The following is a 17104-nucleotide window of genomic DNA, read 5'->3' on the forward strand; positions in this document are numbered from 1 at the left end:
GAATGAACCGGTGTTATCTGTCTCAGACCCCAAGCTTTTCTCGGCACAGGTTTTCGATCTTATGCCAGGTGGATTTGTATTCGGGTGTGTTTTCTGCCGCATAGTGAAAGTTCTTCATCAACCCGGTCAGTTGCGTGAACACCTGTCGGGCCTCGGCCTTGTCGACATAGACTGCCGTGGATTGCGCCACATCGTGCACAAGCTTGAACGTCATTATTTGCCGTTCGAGTGGCACGGTCGCATCGACTTTGTCAAATGCGTCCTGCTGCAAGTAGACCATGTCAACGAACAACGCTTTTTGTTGGGTTGCAAAATCGTCAATCGTGACACCCTCTTCCCCAGTGACCTGCATCATCTGAACGACCTGTTCACCTTTTTCGATCAGCGTCAGAAGCTCACGTACTTTGCCCGTCCACCCCGGTTCGGCGTTCTTGTCGTACCAGTCGGACAATTGGTCAGTATTCCGGGACCAGCTGAGCATCGGGTCGACTGCCGGATAAAACCGCTTGTAAGCCCGTTCATATGACAACCCGAGGAAGCACTTGACCGTCGACAGGTTTGACTGGGTTACCGGCTCGTCAAAGTTGCCGCCAGCAGGCGAAACCGTACCGATCAGTGTCAGGCTGCCGAAATCGCCGTCATTTGTTTTCAACGCCCCGGCGCGTTCGTACAGACCCTTGATCGAGCTTTCCAGATAGGCCGGAAACCCTTCTTCGCCCGGAATTTCCTCGAGCTCGCCAGAGGTTTCACGCATGGCTTGCGCCCACCGGCTGGTGCTGTCGGCGATTAACAGAACGTCATACCCCATCTGACGGTAGTATTCCCCCAACGTTATTCCGGTGAAGATCGACGCCTCGCGCGCGGCAAACGGCATGGACGACGTGTTACAGATGATGATCGTCCGATCCATCAGGCTGCCGCCGGTGGTCGGATCGGTCATCTTCGGGAATTCCTCGATGGTCTCTACCGCCTCACCCGCGCGCTCGCCGCAGGCCACAACGATCACGATATCCACTTTTGCGTTCCGTGCGATCAGGTTTTGCAGCACGGTTTTACCCGCTCCGAACGGCCCGGGAATACAGGCCGTGCCACCGCGTGCAATCGGAAAGAACGTGTCAATCAGTCGTTGCGAAGTCAGAACCGGTTCCGTCGGATACAACCGCTCGGACAGTGCGCGCTTCAGTACATTTTCTGGCAGTGGTCGCCGAACCAGCCATTTCTGCGAGAGTGTCAGCGTATGCTCACCACCGATTTCGTCTTCCAGACGGGCCACGATGTCATGGATCGTGGCCGCGCCTTTTTGCACCCAGACTACCTTGTACACGCCGGTCCAGTTGAACGACAGCATGATCTTGTGGCTTAGATGGCCTTCGGGTACTGTTCCAATGCTGTCCCCAGCAGTGACCGTGTCGCCCACCTTCACTGACGGCGTAAAGGACCATATCGTGCAGCAACCGAGCAGCGACATCGACCCAATGGGGTTTGGTCAAAACGGGATATGGACGCACGACAACGTCGATCCGGACCAGGTCGGGCATCTTGACACCCACCACGTTGACCTCCTTGACCTTGTAATCCCTGAGCTCGACCAGCCCCTCCAAATCAATGCCCTGTTGGGCCAGCATCGGTAGCTTTTCTCCTACCTGCTGCGAAAGGACCTGCACTTCGTGCTCAAGCCGCTTGACTTCTTCCCGAGCCCTGACCCGTTCGGCCATCAACTGTTGCCGTTTCAGGTCCAAAGACGGCAGGAACCGCTCATAGCTTTTTAGCTGTGTCTGCTCGCGTGCAAGCGATGATTTATTCAGCTGCAACCGCGCCATTGGCATCCTTCGGGAAATACTTGTCGATCAATGCCTGCTTCATAAGCAACTGTTCCGGCGCAAAGCACTCTGCCAGTGTCTTCCAATCCAGATCCAGCGCCTCTTCCAGCGGGATCGAAACATTGATGTCCATGAACCGAGACCGGAACAGGCCGCCGAATTTCAACAACTGGTGATCGTAGTCCGACAGATCGAAGGCCATCGCCTGTTTTTGCACGGCATCGCGGCTTTCAGAATAGAAACGGATCATCGTGTTCATGATCTGCCCGTGATCTTCGCGGGTGGTCTTGCCGATCACGTTCTGTTTGAGGCGCGACAGGCTGCCAAACGGATCGATCACGCCGGAATGCAAATAGAACTGCCCTTCGGTGATATAGCCGGTGTTGTCAGGTACCGGGTGGGTTACATCATTTCCGGGCATAGTCGTGACGGTCAGAACCGTAACCGACCCGCCTTTGGCATAGTCACAGGCTTTTTCGTATCGCGCGCAAGCTGGGAATACAGGTCCCCCATATAGCCGCGCTGAGAAGGCACCCTTTCCTGACTGATACCAACCTCTTTCATTGCATCAGCATAGGCGGCCATGTCTGTCAGCAAGACCAGCAAGCGTTTGCCCTCTTCCACAGCAAACTTCTCGGCCACCGCCAGCGCCATGTCCGGCACCAGCAGACGTTCGACCAAAGGATCAATCGCCTGGTTGACGAACATGACGGTGCGCGAAAACACGCCCGCATCTTCGAACGAGGTGCGGAACGTGTGGTAGTCGTCAAAAATTAGCCCCAGCCCGCCAGAGACCACGATATCTGCGTCTGCCTGGATACCGATTCGGCTGAGGAAAGCATTGAATGGCTCGCCAGAAACCGAGAAAATCGGAATATTCTGGCTCTCGACCAAAGTGTTGAACACATCGATCATCGGCACATCTGTCCGAATCATTTTATTCGGAACCGCTCGTTCCGCCGGGTTGACGGTCGGTCCGCCAATATCGATATGCGGCTCCGCAGACAGGTCGGGGCCTCCATCAATGGCAACACCGGCGCCATCAAAGACCCGCCCCAGAATGTTGGCCGAATAAGGTGTCTGCATCGGATGACCGAGAAAGGTTGCCGTTGCTTCGGTCGATATTCCCTTGGTACCCGAAAACACCTGCAACGTGACGACATCCCGGTCGATGAAGATCGTCTGGGCCAGTGATTTTCGGCCATTTACCGTCTCGATCACAGCAAGGTCGTTGAACCGAACAGCCGGTTCACGAGTGTCCTCGATTGGCACACGAACCTTGATTGTGTCCCAGACAATTTCCAGAACACGCGTGTACTTCAACAGACTTCGGGACATTGCCTGCCCTCACTGTTCCAAGTCGTTTTCCGCAATTCGGGCTGCACGGTTCAGCGGTAATTTTTGTATAAAAAATGGCAGCTTACAGCGAATTCACAAATTGGCAAATGAGTTCAGCCCCCCTCTTTCGGGATGTCTGAACGTCAATTACTAAATTTTTAGTTTGACACGTACGCAAGAAATCGCTGATGCTGTCCGGCATCCGGTTTCTGCCGGAGAACCATAATTTTTGGGAGGAGACAGATGCGGAGACATCTACTTTCCGCAGTGGCGGCGGCTGCCGTCATTGCGGGGCACGGTCCTGTTTGGGCCGACGAAGCCGCAGCACAACGCTGGATCGACGACGAATTCCAGCCATCGACCTTGTCGAAAGACGAACAGATGGGTGAAATGCAGTGGTTCATCGAGGCTGCACAGCCTTACGCTGGCATGGAAATCAACGTCCTGTCCGAAGGCATTCCGACCCACTCTTACGAATCCGAGGTCCTGACCAAGGCATTCGAGGAAATCACCGGAATCAAGGTCAATCACCAAATCCTCGGCGAGGGCGAAGTGGTTCAGGCTGTTCAGACCCAGCTTCAGACAGGTCGGAACCTGTATGACGGCTATGTCAATGACAGTGACCTGATCGGCACGCACTCGCGTCTGCAACTGGCTTATCCGCTAACCGACATGATGGGTGGTGACTGGGCGGCGACGACTTCGCCGACACTGGATCTGGATGACTTCATGGGCATTCAGTTCACCACTGGTCCGGACGGAAAGCTGTATCAGCTGCCCGATCAGCAGTTTGCGAACCTCTACTGGTTCCGCAAGGACTGGTTCGATGACGAAGCCAACAAGGCCGCGTTCAAAGAGAAGTACGGCTATGATCTGGGTGTCCCGGTCAACTGGTCAGCCTACGAGGACATCGCCGAGTTCTTCACCAACGATGTGAAAGAAGTCGATGGCACCACGATCTATGGTCACATGGATTACGGCAAACGTGCGCCTGACCTTGGCTGGCGTATGACTGATGCGTGGCTGTCGATGGCCGGTGCCGGTGATGTGGGCGAACCCAATGGTATCCCTGTCGACGAATGGGGCATCCGCATGGAAGCGGGCACCTGTAACCCTGTTGGCGCTTCGGTGTCACGCGGCGGTGCTGCAAACGGTCCGGCTGCGGTCTATGCGATCCGCAAATGGGATGAATGGCTGCGGGCCTATGCGCCTCCGGGTGCTGCGTCTTATGACTTCTATCAGTCGCTGCCCGCGCTCAGCCAAGGCAACGTGGCCCAGCAGATCTTCTGGTACACCGCCTTTACCGCCGACATGGTGAAGCCGAAGTCTGAAGGCAACAACACTGTGGATGACGAAGGCACACCGCTGTGGCGGATGGCGCCCAGCCCGCACGGCCCCTATTGGGAAGAAGGCCAGAAGGTTGGGTATCAGGACGTGGGCTCCTGGACCTTCCTGAAATCGACCCCTGCGGATCGTGCTCAGGCGGCATGGCTATACGCTCAGTTCGTGACGTCCAAAACTGTTGATGTGAAGAAGTCCCATGTGGGTCTGACCTTCATCCGTGACAGCTCGGTCAATCACGAATCGTTCACCGAACGCGCACCCAAGCTGGGTGGTCTGGTCGAGTTCTATCGCTCGCCTGACCGTGTGGCATGGTCGCCGACCGGCATCAACGTGCCGGATTATCCGAAGCTGGCCCAGATCTGGTGGCAGCAGATCGGTGACGTGAACTCGGGTGCCTTCACCCCGCAAGAGGCGATGGATCGTCTAGCCGAAGAGATGGACATCACCATGGCCCGCATGCAGGCAGCGGATGAAAGTGCCGGTGTCTACGGTGGCTGTGGCCCGCGCCTGAACGAGCCGCAGGATCCGTCCTTCTGGCTGGAGAAGCCGGGCTCGCCCAAGGCCAAGCTTGAGAACGAAAAGCCGCAAGGCCAGACCGTCAACTATGACGAACTGGTTCAGCGCTGGCAGTCTCAGTAAGCTGTTGAAACCGGGGGTGCCGTTTGCGGCATCCCCACATCAAGACCAAGACAGCGCGACGCGCTGCGGGATCGGAACCCACAGACATGATCGAACTTCAAGACGCGACCAAACGGGTCGGCAACGTCAACCATATCAAACCCACGTCACTGACCTTGCAAACCGGCCATTTCAATGTGCTGCTGGGTGCCACCGGGTCAGGCAAGACCTCTCTTATCAAGATGATGGCCGGTCTGGATCCGATAGCCTCGGGCAAGGTCATTATGGATGGCCAGAACGTCACGCGGCTGAACACGCAAAAGCGACAAATCAGCCTCGTGCACCAGTTCTTCGTGAACTACCCGCATATGACCGTATTCGACAACATCGCCTCTCCTTTGCGTGTAGCAGGCATGGCGCAGTCCGAAATCCAGGGCCGCGTTGAAGAGGCTGCGGACCTGCTGCAATTACGCCCCATGCTGCACCGTCGGCCGCACGAGCTGTCGGGCGGGCAACAGCAACGGACCGCACTGGCGCGTGCCATCGCGAAGGAAAGCCGCGCCGTGTTCCTCGACGAACCGCTGGCCAACCTTGATTACAAACTGCGTGAAGAACTGCGCGAGCAGCTTCCCGACCTGTTCGCTGGTCGCGGGGCCGTTGTGGTCTACGCCACCTCGGAACCCGAAGAGGCCCTTTTGCTGGGCGGCTACACCGCCCTCATGGAAGATGGCCGTGTGACCCAGTTCGGTCCGACTGCCGACATCTACCGAAACCCTGAAAACATTGCCGCCGCACGTGTGTTCTCGGACCCGCCGATCAACGTTGCCCAAATAACAGTATCTGGCGCTCAGGCGCAGTTGGCTGGCGGCGGCGGCTGGTCCGTCACGGATTTGGTGGATGGAGAGTACATGGTCGCCGTGCGCCCTCACCGCGTGACGCCATTCCGTACATCTGACACGGATGTCGAGCTGACGGGCCGCGTTATCGTAACCGAACTCTCAGGTTCGGATTCCAGCGCGCATTTCCAGCATGGGGATGACGCCTGGGTATCATTGGCTGCTGGCGTTCACCCCTATCAGGTGGGTGAAGATCACAGTTTCTACATGAACCCGGCCCATTGCCGGTATTTCGGCCAAGACGGCAAAAGGGTGGCCTGACATGGCACAGATCAAGCTTTCAAACCTTCGACATAGCTACATGCCCGCGCCAAAAGGCCCAGAGGACTATGCGCTGAAGGAAATCGACGTGACATGGCGTGATGGTGGGGCGTATGCACTGCTGGGGCCGTCAGGTTGCGGCAAGTCCACACTCCTCAACATCATCTCCGGCCTGCTGACCCCGTCCGAGGGGCGTATCCTGTTCGATGATCAGGATGTAACGGCCCTACCCCCGGATCAGCGCAACATCGCGCAAGTGTTTCAGTTCCCGGTGATCTACGACACCATGACCGTCGGCGAAAACCTGGCTTTTCCGCTGAAGAACAGAGGCGTTGATGCCGCTACGGTCAAGCGCCGTGTCAATGAAATTGCTGAGATGCTGGATGTCACGGATATGTTGGGCACCAAGGCCTCGGGCCTGAGCCCGGACAACAAGCAGAAAATCTCGATGGGCCGTGGCCTTGTTCGTGATGACGTGAACGCTGTGATGTTCGATGAGCCGTTGACCGTGATCGACCCCCATCTGAAATGGAAGCTGCGGTCCAAGCTGAAAGAACTGCATCAGCGCGTGCAAGCCACCATGATCTACGTGACCCATGACCAGACAGAGGCGTTGACCTTCGCCGATGAGGTTGTCGTTATGCAGGACGGAGAAGTGGTTCAAATCGGCACGCCGGTCGAACTGTTCGAGCGTCCTCAGCACACTTTTGTCGGCCACTTCATCGGCTCGCCCGGTATGAACGTTCTTCCGTGTGAGGCCAAAGGCGACCGCGCCATCTTTGAAGGGCACGAAATCATGCTGGAAGGCCGCGCGCATGGTGACGGAGGCCACACTGATCTGGGTATTCGCCCGGAATATGTGGGCTTCGGCGAGACCGGCATCCCCGCGCATGTAACCAAAGTATCGGACATCGGTCGCCATTTTGTGGTTAGCGCGATGGTCGGAAACACCGCCCTCAAGGCTGTAACCGAACACAGCGTGCCCGAGCCGGGCTCGCAGGTCTTCCTGCAATTCAAACCCGAACAATCCCGCGTCTATCGGGACGGCTGGATCGCAACCGAGGAGCGGGCGCAATGAGAACAGAAAACCAAAAGGCGTGGTTCTTCGTCCTTCCGGTCCTGGCGCTGGTCGCGTTCAACGCGCTGGTGCCGATGATGACTGTGGTCAACTATTCGGTGCAGGAAACCTTTGGCAACAACCAGTTCTTCTGGGAAGGGCTCGGCTGGTTTGAACAAATCCTGAGATCAGACCGTTTCCAGGCCGCTTTGGGACGGCAGTTCCTGTTTACCTTCATGATCCTGATCATCGAGGTACCCTTAGGCATCATCGTCGCGCTATCCATGCCGCGTAAAGGCTTTTGGGTGCCGGTCTGTCTGGTTCTGATGGCTCTGCCGATGCTGATACCGTGGAATGTGGTGGGCTCGATGTGGAACATCTTTACCCTGCCCAAGATCGGCCTGCTTGGATACTTCCTAAATGACGTTTTGGGCATCAACTATGACATGACCCAACAGCCTCTGTCGGCCTGGATTACGGTCATTGTGATGGATGTCTGGCATTGGACCTCACTGGTGGTGCTGCTTTGTTACGCGGGCCTCGTGTCGATCCCTGACGCTTATTATCAGGCGGCCAAGATCGACGGTGCCAGCCCTTGGTCGGTGTTCCGCTACATCCAACTGCCCAAGATGAAGACAGTTCTGACCATCGCAATTCTTTTGCGGTTCATGGACAGTTTCAACATCTATACCGAGCCTTTCGTACTGACCGGCGGTGGCCCCGGCAACTCGACCACCCTACTGTCGATCGACCTGGTGAAGATCGCGTTGGGACAGTTCGACCTTGGCCCGGCGGCGGCGATGAGTCTGATCTATTTCGCCATCACATTGCTTGTGTCGTGGCTCTTCTACACTCTGATGACAAAGGATGACGCAGAATGAAAAAGCGTTCCCTCATCCCGATCCTGTACATCGCGTTCCTGATGCTGCCGATCTATTGGCTGGTGGCGATGTCCTTCAAGACCACGAACGAGATTCTGTCGGGCTTTTCCCTGTTCCCCCAGACATTTACGCTGGAAAATTACATCACAATCTTCACTGATCCGACCTGGTACTGGGGCTACATCAACTCGATCGCTTATGTGACTCTGAACACGGTACTTTCGGTTTGTGTCGCACTGCCTGCTGCCTATGCTTTCTCTCGCTACAGGTTCCTAGGTGACAAACAGCTGTTTTTCTGGCTGCTGACCAACCGGATGGCTCCGGCTGCGGTATTTGCGCTGCCATTCTTTCAGCTCTACTCTTCCATCGGTCTGTTCGACACGTATCTGGCCGTGGCTCTGGCACACACGCTGTTCAATGTGCCGCTGGCGGTTTGGATTTTGGAAGGCTTTATGCGCGGCATTCCAAAGGAACTGGACGAAACAGCCTATGTCGACGGCTATTCCTTCCCGCGCTTCTTCGTGACGATCTTCCTGCCGAATATCAAAGCTGGCGTCGGCGTCGCGGCCTTCTTCTGCTTCATGTTCTCGTGGGTGGAAATGCTGTTGGCCAAGACCTTGACGGCGGTCGAGGCCAAGCCCATCGCCGCCGTGATGACCCGCACCGCATCCAGCGCGGGGTACGAATTGGGCCTGCTTGCCGCCGCCGGCACCCTGACCATCATCCCCGGCGCCATCGTCATCTGGTTTGTCCGCAACTACATCGCGCGTGGTTTCGCGATGGGACGTGTGTGAGGTTCGATATGCGTAAACTTCTTCTCACCCTCTTTTTCCTGCCTTCCACCACTTTTGCCCAGCAGGCCGGATGGAGCAGCGTCGGCCAGCCAGAGGAAAAAGGCTTTTCCTGGACTGCCCCACTGTGGCCCGATTTCTGGATGGCCTGGACTCCGGCGACACTGGCCGTGTTCGTCGGAATCTTTTCGGCCATCGCTGTGATTGGCGTTCTTGAGGGCTTCAAGTATCGCGATGGTATAGAACGGCGCGGTGTACTGGGGCTGACGACCACATTGGGCGACCGGCTGTTCATCACCCTTCTGGGGTCCGCCTATATCTTCCTCGCCTGGCTGGGTCTTGTCGGACAGCCGGTCTGGATACCTCTTTTCCTGTCTATCGGTTGGGGCATTTTTGTGTTCTGGAAAGTTTAGACTTTGAGAAATCGCGAAAGGATGCTTGTCTGTCAGGCATACTAAACATGACTACACCGAGATCGATGCGAAAGAAAAAGACAACAAATCTGCTGACCGAGGTTGAACTGGAGTTCATGAACGAACTCTGGGCCCTCGGGCAAGGCTCGGTGCGAGATGTCCTGGACCGCCTGCCTTTGGAACGCAATCTAGCCTACACATCCGGGGCCACGATCCTTCGTATTCTGGACGAAAAGGGTTTTGTGGAAAGCCACAAGACAGGAAAGACCCTGATCTATACGCCGCTTCTGGAAAAGGACAGATATCAGGCCCGTTCGCTGCAAAACCTGTCCCGTACACTGTTCGACGACACCCCCGCCACATTGGTGGCACGGCTTGTCGATGATGCGGGGCTGAGCGAAGCCGATCTTGAGGAAATTCGAGCGCTGGTAGAGAGGAGACTGCAAAATGACAGCGGTTAGACCGGTTCTCGACGCATTCATTGAACTCAACATCGTGCTGGCCTTGTCGGCCGTCATCTGGCTGGTGGCACGCGCAACCCTGAACCGAACAGCCCTGCGCCATAGCTTTGTCGCGCAATTGCGTGCACTCAAGGCGCTGTGCGTTTGCGTACTTATCAGCCCCTTTCTTGCGATCGGTGTTTCATCATTCGCCTCTTATGCATGGCCGGGCAGCGCCATGGCGCTCGGCGACATCGCCGTTGCCGCCTATCTGCGCGGCGACATCGCCATGCCTGCCACCCAGTTCGAGGCCCTGCTGAACACCCGTGAAAGGTGGGTGGATCTTGCGTTGTCAGGGCAGCAGCCGATTATCACCGCATTCGCGACACTGCTCGTTTTGGTCGCCGCCGTGTTTGCGGCTCGCGCCCTGCGGGACGCGATGATGATCCGTCAGACAGTCAAATCCAGCTTTCTTTGGCGGCAGTCAGACAAGGTTGATATCCATCTCTCGGATCGCATCACCGTACCTTTCGCAGTGCGCGGATTGCGCCGTCGCCATGTCGTTCTGCCAAGCCACCTGCTGGATAACCCGCACGAGCTGCGTTTTGCGTTGGCACACGAACTTCAGCATGTTCGGGCGGGCGATGTCGAATGGGAACTGGGCTTTGAAATGCTGCGCCCGCTGTTGTTCTGGAACCCTGCCTATCTGATGCTCAAGTATCAGTTCGGCCGTTTACGTGAACTGGCATGCGACCAGTCAGTGGTGGCCCGCAAACGGATCGATGCGCGCGAGTATACCGCGTGCCTGCTGGATTATTGCGCACGTACGATCTCGGTTAACAATCCACGCGTTTTGAACGTTGCCTTTGTGACTGGCGGCAAGGCCAAGCGTGTGCTGCGACAGCGTGTGCTTGCGCTGACTGATGCGCAACCGACGGTGCCCACCCTCCCCGCTCTGTTCCTGGGGATGGCATTGACCTTCGCCACCCTTCTTGCACTGGGGTCTGCGTCGCTACAGCAAACACAGGATTGGAGCCATGATCGCCTGATGCTGTCGACCGTGGTCAATCTGGAACGGCTGGAAGCGCGCAATCAGGGGAACTGATCCGACCTGATCACCATCCGCGACGCCCGAACAGTGAATGGAGTCGACCTTGATCGGAAAAAGGCTCCAGCGCTTGTGAGCGCTCCAACCGTGCCACAACCCGCGCGACCAGAACCCATCCAATACCTGCAAAGATGACGCCTCCGAAGGCCTGACCCAGCAGAACGCCGGAAGCTCCGGCGATCTGTGAACCAATCGTTGCGAAAACCCATGTTCCAATTGTGTGGCGACCCCAGTTTATCCATGTGGAATACACCGGGTGCCCCAAGTTGTTGAAGCTGGCATTTGTCACGAAGATCACGCCATTGAAGAACGATGCCAATGCCAGCGGGCCACAGAACAGATAAATCAGACTTCGGGTTTCGCCTTCGGCTGCGAACAGATCCGCAATCGGTGCGCGCAGCAAAAACAAGATTGCCGACATGCAAAGTACATAAACGGCCGTAAACTTGATCCCAGCCAAAAAGGCAGCGCGCACACGATCGAACTTTTCGGCCCCGAAATTCTGCCCGATGATCGGCCCTATCGCGCCAGACAGCGCGAAGATGACCGAAAACGCCACTGGCAACAGACGTCCAATCACGGCCATGCCTGCAACCGCATCCGTGCCATATTGCGCGATCTCCCGCACCACGATGGCATTCCCGATCGGCGTGGCGACATTCGTCAGAACAGCGGGAATTGCAATTGCCCGCACGGGGCGCAAATTCTGTGTTACCTGCTTCAGTGAAGGACGCGCAAATCCCCGATGCACCCGGAGCGCGGGCCACAACGCCGCTCCCAACATGCACAGCCGCGCCAGGACCGAGGCAATCGCGGCCCCGTCCAGCCCCAACCCGACAGCAAAGATCAAAATCGGATCCAGAACAGCATTCACCACACCGCCATAAATCGTTGCCATCATCGACCGTCGCGCATCGCCGTGGGCGCGTAGCACCGCCATTGCCGCCATCGCAATCGACATCACGCACATGGTGGGAAGGATGATCGACACATACCGCGTCGCCAGCCTCAGAATCTCACCTTCTGCGCCGAGCAACGACAGCAGGTAACTGAGATTCAACAATACCAGTACCGATGTCATCAGCCCGGCAATTAGTCCGATAACAGCCACACTGGACGCGTAATGCCTTGCCTGTTCAGCCCGCCCGGCCCCAAGTTCGCGAGCGACCAGCGCCCCGGCCGAAATCGACAATCCGATATTGATCGCGTTGGTGAAAAACAGCAGCGTACCGGCATAGCCCACCGCCGCCGCAAGGGCGTCTTTGCCCAACATCGAGATGAAGATCATATCGACAAAGTCGACGGCAAAAATGGCCATCAGGCCAATGCTGGTGGTCAGCGACATGCGGGTCACGTGCAGCATGAGGCTGCCGCTCAGAAACACCGCTTTGCCTGCCGATCGATCCGCCAAAACTCTGTCCGCCCCACCTGTTCGACCCGGACGGGCCTCTGATGCCTTTGCGTTCGGCCAGGGAAAACCCCGGCCAACGCTGAAGAAAACTCACGCGTTTCCGGGGTATTGTACACAGGTTATTTTACGGATCGGCTGAACCCACAGGGATCAGACAAAACGGTTCACGTAGTTCTCGAGGATTTCCTGACGTCCCGAACGCGGACTTGGATTGAGATCCTCGGCCAACACCCGCGCTGCAATCTCGTCAAGCCCGGAGGACAGCATTGCCTGCGCCTCAGGCGTATTCCAGCCCGCGTACCGATCAACCAGCGCCTGTTCCAATCCCCCATCTTCGATCATCGCTGCTGCAGCTTTCAGACCCCGGGCACAGATATCCATCCCGCCCACATGCGCGGCGATCAGATCTTCGGCATCGATCGACTGCCGGCGCAGCTTGGCATCGAAATTGGTGCCGCCGGTTGTGAACCCGCCCGCTTTCAGGATGTGGTAGTACGCCACCGCGACTTCGGGGGTGTTGTTGGGGAACTGATCCGTATCCCATCCTGACTGATAGTCGTTCCGGTTCATGTCGATGGATCCCAGCATCCCCTCAGCCGCAGCCACCGCAATTTCGTGTTCGAAGCTGTGACCTGCCAGGATCGCGTGCCCCTGTTCAAGGTTCAGCTTGACCTCATCCTCAAGCCCATATTTGCGCAGGAAACCGATGCAGGTGGCGGCGTCGAAATCATACTGATGCTTCGATGGCTCCTGCGGCTTTGGTTCGACAAGAATAGCACCCTTGAATCCGATCTTGTGCTTGTACTCGACCACCATGTTCAGGAATCGGCCCATGTGATCCAGTTCGGTTTTCATATCGGTGTTGAGCAGCGTCTCGTACCCTTCACGCCCGCCCCAAAGCACATAATTTTCGCCCCCCAACTTGTGAGTGGCATCCATGCATGACTTCACCGTGGCGGCAGCGAAAGCAAAGACCTCGGGGTCAGGGTTCGTGCTGGCCCCTCCCATCCAGCGACGATGGCTGAACATATTGGCCGTGCCCCATAGCAACTTGGTACCGGATGCCTGCATCTTTTCACCGATATAGTCTGCGATCTCGTTCAGAGTGCGCAGGTTGTCGGCAAAGTTCCCCTGCTCAGGGCGGATATCAGCATCATGCCAGCAGAAATAGGGCTGCCCGAGGATCTGGAACATCTCAAAGGCGACATCAGCCTTCATCTTGGCCCGGCCCATATCATCTTGCGGATGCCAGGGACGTTCGAAGGTGGGCCCACCAAACGGATCACTACCCTCCCAGGCGAATGAATGCCACCACGCCACGGCAAACCGCAAGTGGTCGTCCATGCGCTTGCCCATAACGATCTCATCCGGATTGTAGTAACGGAATGCGAGCGGGTTCTTACTGTCCTCGCCTTCGAATTGCACCTGTTCAATTCCCTGAAAAAAACCGCTCGTCATCTCGTTTACCTCAATCCGTTTTTTCGCCGGGCTTTTTGCCCAGAATGATCATCGACAACAGATCGTCATCGGTGACATCGGCGATATCAACCGTTCCAACCAACATTCCGTTCTTCATGACCGAAGCCCGGTCACATAATTCCATCACCGCGTGCACATCGTGGTCGATCAGGAAAATCCCGATTCCCTGCGCCTTGAGCTGTTGGATCAGGTCCGCCACCATCTGTGTTTCGTGCGGGCCAAGCGCAGCCGTGGGCTCGTCCATGATCAGGATACGGGCGTTGAAGTACACCGCACGCGCGATGGCCACCGATTGACGCTGCCCCCCTGACAGGGCCGAGACCGGATCGTTGAACTTCTGAAAGTTCGGGTTCAGCTGTGCCATGATCTTGCGGCATTCCGCCTCCATCGCGGCGTCGTTGACCAGGCCAAAGGGCGTAACCATTTCGCGGCCTAGAAATAGGTTCGAACTTGCATCCAGGTTATCCGCCAGCGCCAGCGTCTGATAGATCGTCTCGATATTGTTGGCGCGTGCGTCGCGGGGATTGTTGATCTCAACCTTGTTACCGTCGATCAGGATTTCGCCGTGGTCCATCTGATAGGCACCCGAAAGCACCTTGATCAGGGTGGATTTGCCGGCCCCATTGTGCCCCAGAAGGCCCACGACCTCGCCCGGGTAGAGATCAACCGACACATGATCTACCGCCTTGATGCCCCCGAAGGAAATCGAGATATCACGCATTTCCACCAAGGGAGGCTGACCCGATCCGCGGCCCGAAGCCTGGCTTTGTGTTTCTTGTGCTTGCATCATTTCGCCCCCAGACGTTTGCGATAGACGATGTCGATATAGACGGCCAGAACCAGCACGCTGCCGACGACGATATTCTGAAACGGCGCATCCACGCCGACCATGGCCATGCCGGATTGCAGTGCCTGCATGATCAGCGCGCCGAGGATTGCACCATAGATCGTACCGATACCGCCGGACAGCGCCGTTCCACCGATCACGGCAGCGGCAATCACGCGTAGCTCATCCAGCGTACCGATATCGTTTGAGTGATTGGCCAGACGGGCCGAGGCCACGACCGCCGACAGTGCACAGAGAAACCCCATCAGAGCGAAGATCTTGACGGTCATCATGCGGGTGTTGATGCCTGACAATTCGGCCGCATCCGGGTTGCCGCCTGTTGCAAAGATATAGCGTCCAAAGCGGGTTTTGCGGGCCACAACGGTCAGCGTCACCGCCACAAGGATCAGGATGAGCACCGAAATCGGGATGCCGTAACCAACAACCAGTCCTTCAGGCATGGTCTCGCCGCGCGCTTCAAACATGCGTTCAAGCCGACGTGTCGGGATGGCATAGCTGTTGACGATAAAGACATAGCCCATGATGGCAATGCCAACGATTCCGGCCAGTGTCGCTTCGGCCCATACCGGTTTGACAGGGAACCCGTGAGCGGCTTTGGACCGGCGACCGCTCCACAACGCCCAGATTGCAATAGCCGTGGCCGCGAAGCCGATCAGCAAACTGACCGTTGTGCCCAAGGTCCCATTGGTGCCGCCAAACATCAGGAAAGTGCTGTCCAGCGGGCCGATTGTCTGGCCGTCAGTCATGTACCAGGCAACGTTGCGCCAGACCAGAAACCCTCCAAGCGTCACGATGAAAGCCGGAATGGTCAGATACCCCACCATCCAACCGTGGAACGCACCGATCATTGTCCCGACCGCAAGGCCCACCACCAACGTGATCGCCCACGTCGCGGGGTGGTTCAATCCCATCCCCAACACATTCGGCAACAGCTCGGTCTGGGTCATCGCCATGACGGCGGATGTTGTCGCCAGAAGCGCGCCGACCGAGAGATCGATGTGGCGCATGACGATGATGAACACCATGCCACAGGCCATGATGGCGACCGAGACGGTTTGGATCGACAGATTGAACAGGTTTCTGGGCGTCAGAAAACGGCCGTCCGTAAAGATGTTGAAGCCGATGCACAGGATGATGAAGGCGCCGATCATGCCCAATAGCCGCATATCCAGTTCCAGTTGCTGAAACAGGTTGGCCTTTGCTTTTTGGGGTACCGGCTGAGACGAAGTTTCGGTCATATCCGATCTTTCATGTTCAGCTATGATCTCTGGCCCGGCCATGCGGGCCAGAGATGTGACAGTTTGGAACTAGGTTTAGTTACAGGGTGCGGGGCCGTTTTCGACGCCCTGGCACAGGTCTTCCAGCGGAATCCAACCAGCATCGACCACGACAGACAGGTTGTCTTTGGTGATCGGTACAGGCGCAAGGAAGACCGAGTTCATCTCGGTTCCGCCCGGCGAGGTCCAGCTGATGGCGCCTTCAATATCCTCAGGGCTGGTTCCGCTGCTCAACGCAACTGCTATTTCACCGGCAGCCTTGCCCAGCTCACGCGCATCTTTCCATACAGAAACGGTTTGCGTGCCCTTGGCGACCCGGTTCAGCGCCGCATGATCACCATCTTGACCCGAGACAGGAATGCCTTCCATACCCTGCGCGGTCAGCGCGGCGACAACGCCGCCAGCAGTACCGTCATTCGAGGCCACTACGGCATCAACGTTGTTTTCGTTCGCAGTCAGGATCTGTTCCATGTTGCGCTGCGCGTTCGCAGGCAGCCAACCGTCGGTATAAGCTTCACCCACGATGACGATATCACCGCTGTCAACGGCGGCCTGGATGATCTCTTGTTGACCACCGCGCAGGAAATCCGCGTTCGGATCCGTGGGCGAGCCCTTGATCATCACATAGTTGCCTTTGGGCATCGCTTCGAACACTGCGCGCGCCTGCATCCGGCCAACTTCAACGTTATCGAATGTCAGATAGAACGCACGGTCATCTTCGATCAGACGGTCATACGCAATGACCGGAATGCCTTCGTCTGCCGCTGCCTGCACTGCCGGGCCGATGGCCTGAGAATCCTGCGCCAGAATGATCAGCGCATCAACGCCCTGCGCGATCAGACTTTCAATATCCGATAATTGCTTGGCGGAAGAAGATTGCGCATCAGACGAGATGTATTCGGCACCGCCCGCTTCCAGTGCAGCCTTGATCGCCGCTTCGTCGGTTTTCCAACGCTCTTCCTGGAAATTCGACCAGCTTACACCGACCGTGGGCTCTGCAAATGCAACTGTCCCCATCAGGACTGCCACAGCAGAGGCGCTGAGTATTCGTTTCATGATTTCCTCCCGGTTTCAATGAGCCATCGTTTCATGATTCGTGGCCCCGATAATTCTGAGTAGCATA

17 protein-coding genes are annotated in these 17104 nt (G+C 56.9%); 8 read left to right on the forward strand and 9 right to left on the reverse strand.

Annotated features, from left to right (window positions below):
• Nucleotides 1–22: 22 nt before the first annotated feature.
• Genes D1823_RS08100 through D1823_RS08110 form a run of 4 tightly spaced genes read right to left on the reverse strand, consistent with a single transcriptional unit; the run spans nucleotide 23 to nucleotide 3158 of the window.
• Nucleotides 23–1387 (reverse strand): V-type ATP synthase subunit A, encoded by a 1365-nt coding sequence (locus tag D1823_RS08100; protein WP_254683829.1) that lies wholly within the window; start codon nucleotides 1385–1387, stop codon nucleotides 23–25.
• On the reverse strand, nucleotides 1278–1820 hold the full coding sequence (locus tag D1823_RS22025) for a V-type ATP synthase subunit D (protein ID WP_162896789.1): 543 nt from the start codon (nucleotides 1818–1820) through the stop codon (nucleotides 1278–1280). The genes D1823_RS08100 and D1823_RS22025 overlap by 110 nt, the downstream gene beginning before the upstream one ends.
• Complete coding sequence (locus tag D1823_RS22030) at nucleotides 1798–2241, reverse strand: hypothetical protein (RefSeq protein ID WP_254683814.1); 444 nt, start codon at nucleotides 2239–2241, stop codon at nucleotides 1798–1800. Before D1823_RS22030 ends, D1823_RS22025 begins: the two co-directional genes overlap by 23 nt.
• A gap of 11 nt (nucleotides 2242–2252) precedes the next feature.
• The gene (locus D1823_RS08110; RefSeq protein WP_217582604.1) at nucleotides 2253–3158 is read right to left on the reverse strand and encodes a hypothetical protein; all 906 of its coding nucleotides are present in this window, start codon (nucleotides 3156–3158) and stop codon (nucleotides 2253–2255) included.
• Nucleotides 3159–3401: 243 nt separating this feature from the next.
• On the opposite strand from D1823_RS08110, the gene D1823_RS08115 reads away from it, so the two are divergent.
• The 8 genes from D1823_RS08115 (at nucleotide 3402) to D1823_RS08150 (ending at nucleotide 10964) form a co-directional block, all read left to right on the forward strand.
• Entirely contained in the window at nucleotides 3402–5141 is a 1740-nt protein-coding gene (locus tag D1823_RS08115; protein ID WP_117869438.1) for an ABC transporter substrate-binding protein, read from the forward strand.
• 86 nt (nucleotides 5142–5227) lie between these two features.
• Nucleotides 5228–6277, forward strand: coding sequence for an ABC transporter ATP-binding protein (locus D1823_RS08120; protein WP_117872796.1), 1050 nt, complete (start codon nucleotides 5228–5230; stop codon nucleotides 6275–6277).
• A gap of 1 nt (nucleotide 6278) precedes the next feature.
• Nucleotides 6279–7355, forward strand: a complete 1077-nt coding sequence (locus D1823_RS08125) for an ABC transporter ATP-binding protein (RefSeq protein WP_117869439.1) — start codon at nucleotides 6279–6281, stop codon at nucleotides 7353–7355.
• Nucleotides 7352–8215, forward strand: coding sequence for a carbohydrate ABC transporter permease (locus D1823_RS08130; protein WP_117869440.1), 864 nt, complete (start codon nucleotides 7352–7354; stop codon nucleotides 8213–8215). Before D1823_RS08125 ends, D1823_RS08130 begins: the two co-directional genes overlap by 4 nt.
• Nucleotides 8212–9009, forward strand: a complete 798-nt coding sequence (locus D1823_RS08135) for a carbohydrate ABC transporter permease (protein ID WP_117869441.1) — start codon at nucleotides 8212–8214, stop codon at nucleotides 9007–9009. The genes D1823_RS08130 and D1823_RS08135 overlap by 4 nt, the downstream gene beginning before the upstream one ends.
• 8 nt (nucleotides 9010–9017) lie before the next feature.
• The gene (locus D1823_RS08140; RefSeq protein ID WP_117869442.1) at nucleotides 9018–9419 is read left to right on the forward strand and encodes a DUF2160 domain-containing protein; all 402 of its coding nucleotides are present in this window, start codon (nucleotides 9018–9020) and stop codon (nucleotides 9417–9419) included.
• Nucleotides 9420–9484: 65 nt separating this feature from the next.
• Nucleotides 9485–9880, forward strand: a complete 396-nt coding sequence (locus tag D1823_RS08145; protein WP_117869443.1) for a BlaI/MecI/CopY family transcriptional regulator — start codon at nucleotides 9485–9487, stop codon at nucleotides 9878–9880.
• Nucleotides 9867–10964, forward strand: a complete 1098-nt coding sequence (locus D1823_RS08150) for a M56 family metallopeptidase (RefSeq protein WP_117869444.1) — start codon at nucleotides 9867–9869, stop codon at nucleotides 10962–10964. Before D1823_RS08145 ends, D1823_RS08150 begins: the two co-directional genes overlap by 14 nt.
• Nucleotides 10965–10974: 10 nt before the next feature.
• Here D1823_RS08150 and D1823_RS08155 read toward each other — a convergent pair whose 3' ends face one another.
• From D1823_RS08155 to xylF, 5 genes are all read right to left on the reverse strand, one after another.
• Nucleotides 10975–12330 carry an MATE family efflux transporter gene (locus D1823_RS08155; protein WP_117872797.1) on the reverse strand — a complete coding sequence of 452 codons (1356 nt, stop codon included), beginning with the start codon at nucleotides 12328–12330 and terminating at the stop codon, nucleotides 10975–10977.
• 198 nt (nucleotides 12331–12528) lie between these two features.
• A complete protein-coding gene (gene xylA / locus D1823_RS08160) occupies nucleotides 12529–13836 on the reverse strand; it encodes a xylose isomerase (RefSeq protein ID WP_117869445.1) in 1308 nt (435 codons plus the stop codon).
• A gap of 10 nt (nucleotides 13837–13846) precedes the next feature.
• The gene (locus tag D1823_RS08165) at nucleotides 13847–14644 is read right to left on the reverse strand and encodes an ATP-binding cassette domain-containing protein (protein WP_117869446.1); all 798 of its coding nucleotides are present in this window, start codon (nucleotides 14642–14644) and stop codon (nucleotides 13847–13849) included.
• Complete coding sequence (locus D1823_RS08170) at nucleotides 14644–15942, reverse strand: sugar ABC transporter permease (protein WP_117872798.1); 1299 nt, start codon at nucleotides 15940–15942, stop codon at nucleotides 14644–14646. The genes D1823_RS08165 and D1823_RS08170 overlap by 1 nt, the downstream gene beginning before the upstream one ends.
• Before the next feature lie 75 nt (nucleotides 15943–16017).
• Nucleotides 16018–17037 carry a D-xylose ABC transporter substrate-binding protein gene (gene xylF / locus D1823_RS08175; RefSeq protein WP_117869447.1) on the reverse strand — a complete coding sequence of 340 codons (1020 nt, stop codon included), beginning with the start codon at nucleotides 17035–17037 and terminating at the stop codon, nucleotides 16018–16020.
• Between the last annotated feature and the right edge of the window lie 67 nt (nucleotides 17038–17104).

The organism is Ruegeria sp. AD91A, from assembly GCF_003443535.1.
In the GTDB taxonomy this organism is placed as follows: Bacteria; Pseudomonadota; Alphaproteobacteria; order Rhodobacterales; family Rhodobacteraceae; genus Ruegeria.

Bases quoted from the DNA above. Each gene is read 5' to 3' on its own strand.
- D1823_RS22025 (WP_162896789.1), bottom strand. From the start codon at position 1,820: ATGGCGCGGTTGCAGCTGAATAAATCATCGCTTGCACGCGAGCAGACA.
- D1823_RS22030 (WP_254683814.1), bottom strand. From the start codon at position 2,241: ATGCCCGGAAATGATGTAACCCACCCGGTACCTGACAACACCGGCTAT.
- D1823_RS08110 (WP_217582604.1), bottom strand. From the start codon at position 3,158: ATGTCCCGAAGTCTGTTGAAGTACACGCGTGTTCTGGAAATTGTCTGG.
- D1823_RS08115 (WP_117869438.1), top strand. From the start codon at position 3,402: ATGCGGAGACATCTACTTTCCGCAGTGGCGGCGGCTGCCGTCATTGCG.
- D1823_RS08120 (WP_117872796.1), top strand. From the start codon at position 5,228: ATGATCGAACTTCAAGACGCGACCAAACGGGTCGGCAACGTCAACCAT.
- D1823_RS08125 (WP_117869439.1), top strand. From the start codon at position 6,279: ATGGCACAGATCAAGCTTTCAAACCTTCGACATAGCTACATGCCCGCG.
- D1823_RS08130 (WP_117869440.1), top strand. From the start codon at position 7,352: ATGAGAACAGAAAACCAAAAGGCGTGGTTCTTCGTCCTTCCGGTCCTG.
- D1823_RS08135 (WP_117869441.1), top strand. From the start codon at position 8,212: ATGAAAAAGCGTTCCCTCATCCCGATCCTGTACATCGCGTTCCTGATG.
- D1823_RS08140 (WP_117869442.1), top strand. From the start codon at position 9,018: ATGCGTAAACTTCTTCTCACCCTCTTTTTCCTGCCTTCCACCACTTTT.
- D1823_RS08145 (WP_117869443.1), top strand. From the start codon at position 9,485: ATGCGAAAGAAAAAGACAACAAATCTGCTGACCGAGGTTGAACTGGAG.
- D1823_RS08150 (WP_117869444.1), top strand. From the start codon at position 9,867: ATGACAGCGGTTAGACCGGTTCTCGACGCATTCATTGAACTCAACATC.
- D1823_RS08155 (WP_117872797.1), bottom strand. From the start codon at position 12,330: ATGCTGCACGTGACCCGCATGTCGCTGACCACCAGCATTGGCCTGATG.
- xylA (WP_117869445.1), bottom strand. From the start codon at position 13,836: ATGACGAGCGGTTTTTTTCAGGGAATTGAACAGGTGCAATTCGAAGGC.
- D1823_RS08165 (WP_117869446.1), bottom strand. From the start codon at position 14,644: ATGCAAGCACAAGAAACACAAAGCCAGGCTTCGGGCCGCGGATCGGGT.
- D1823_RS08170 (WP_117872798.1), bottom strand. From the start codon at position 15,942: ATGACCGAAACTTCGTCTCAGCCGGTACCCCAAAAAGCAAAGGCCAAC.
- xylF (WP_117869447.1), bottom strand. From the start codon at position 17,037: ATGAAACGAATACTCAGCGCCTCTGCTGTGGCAGTCCTGATGGGGACA.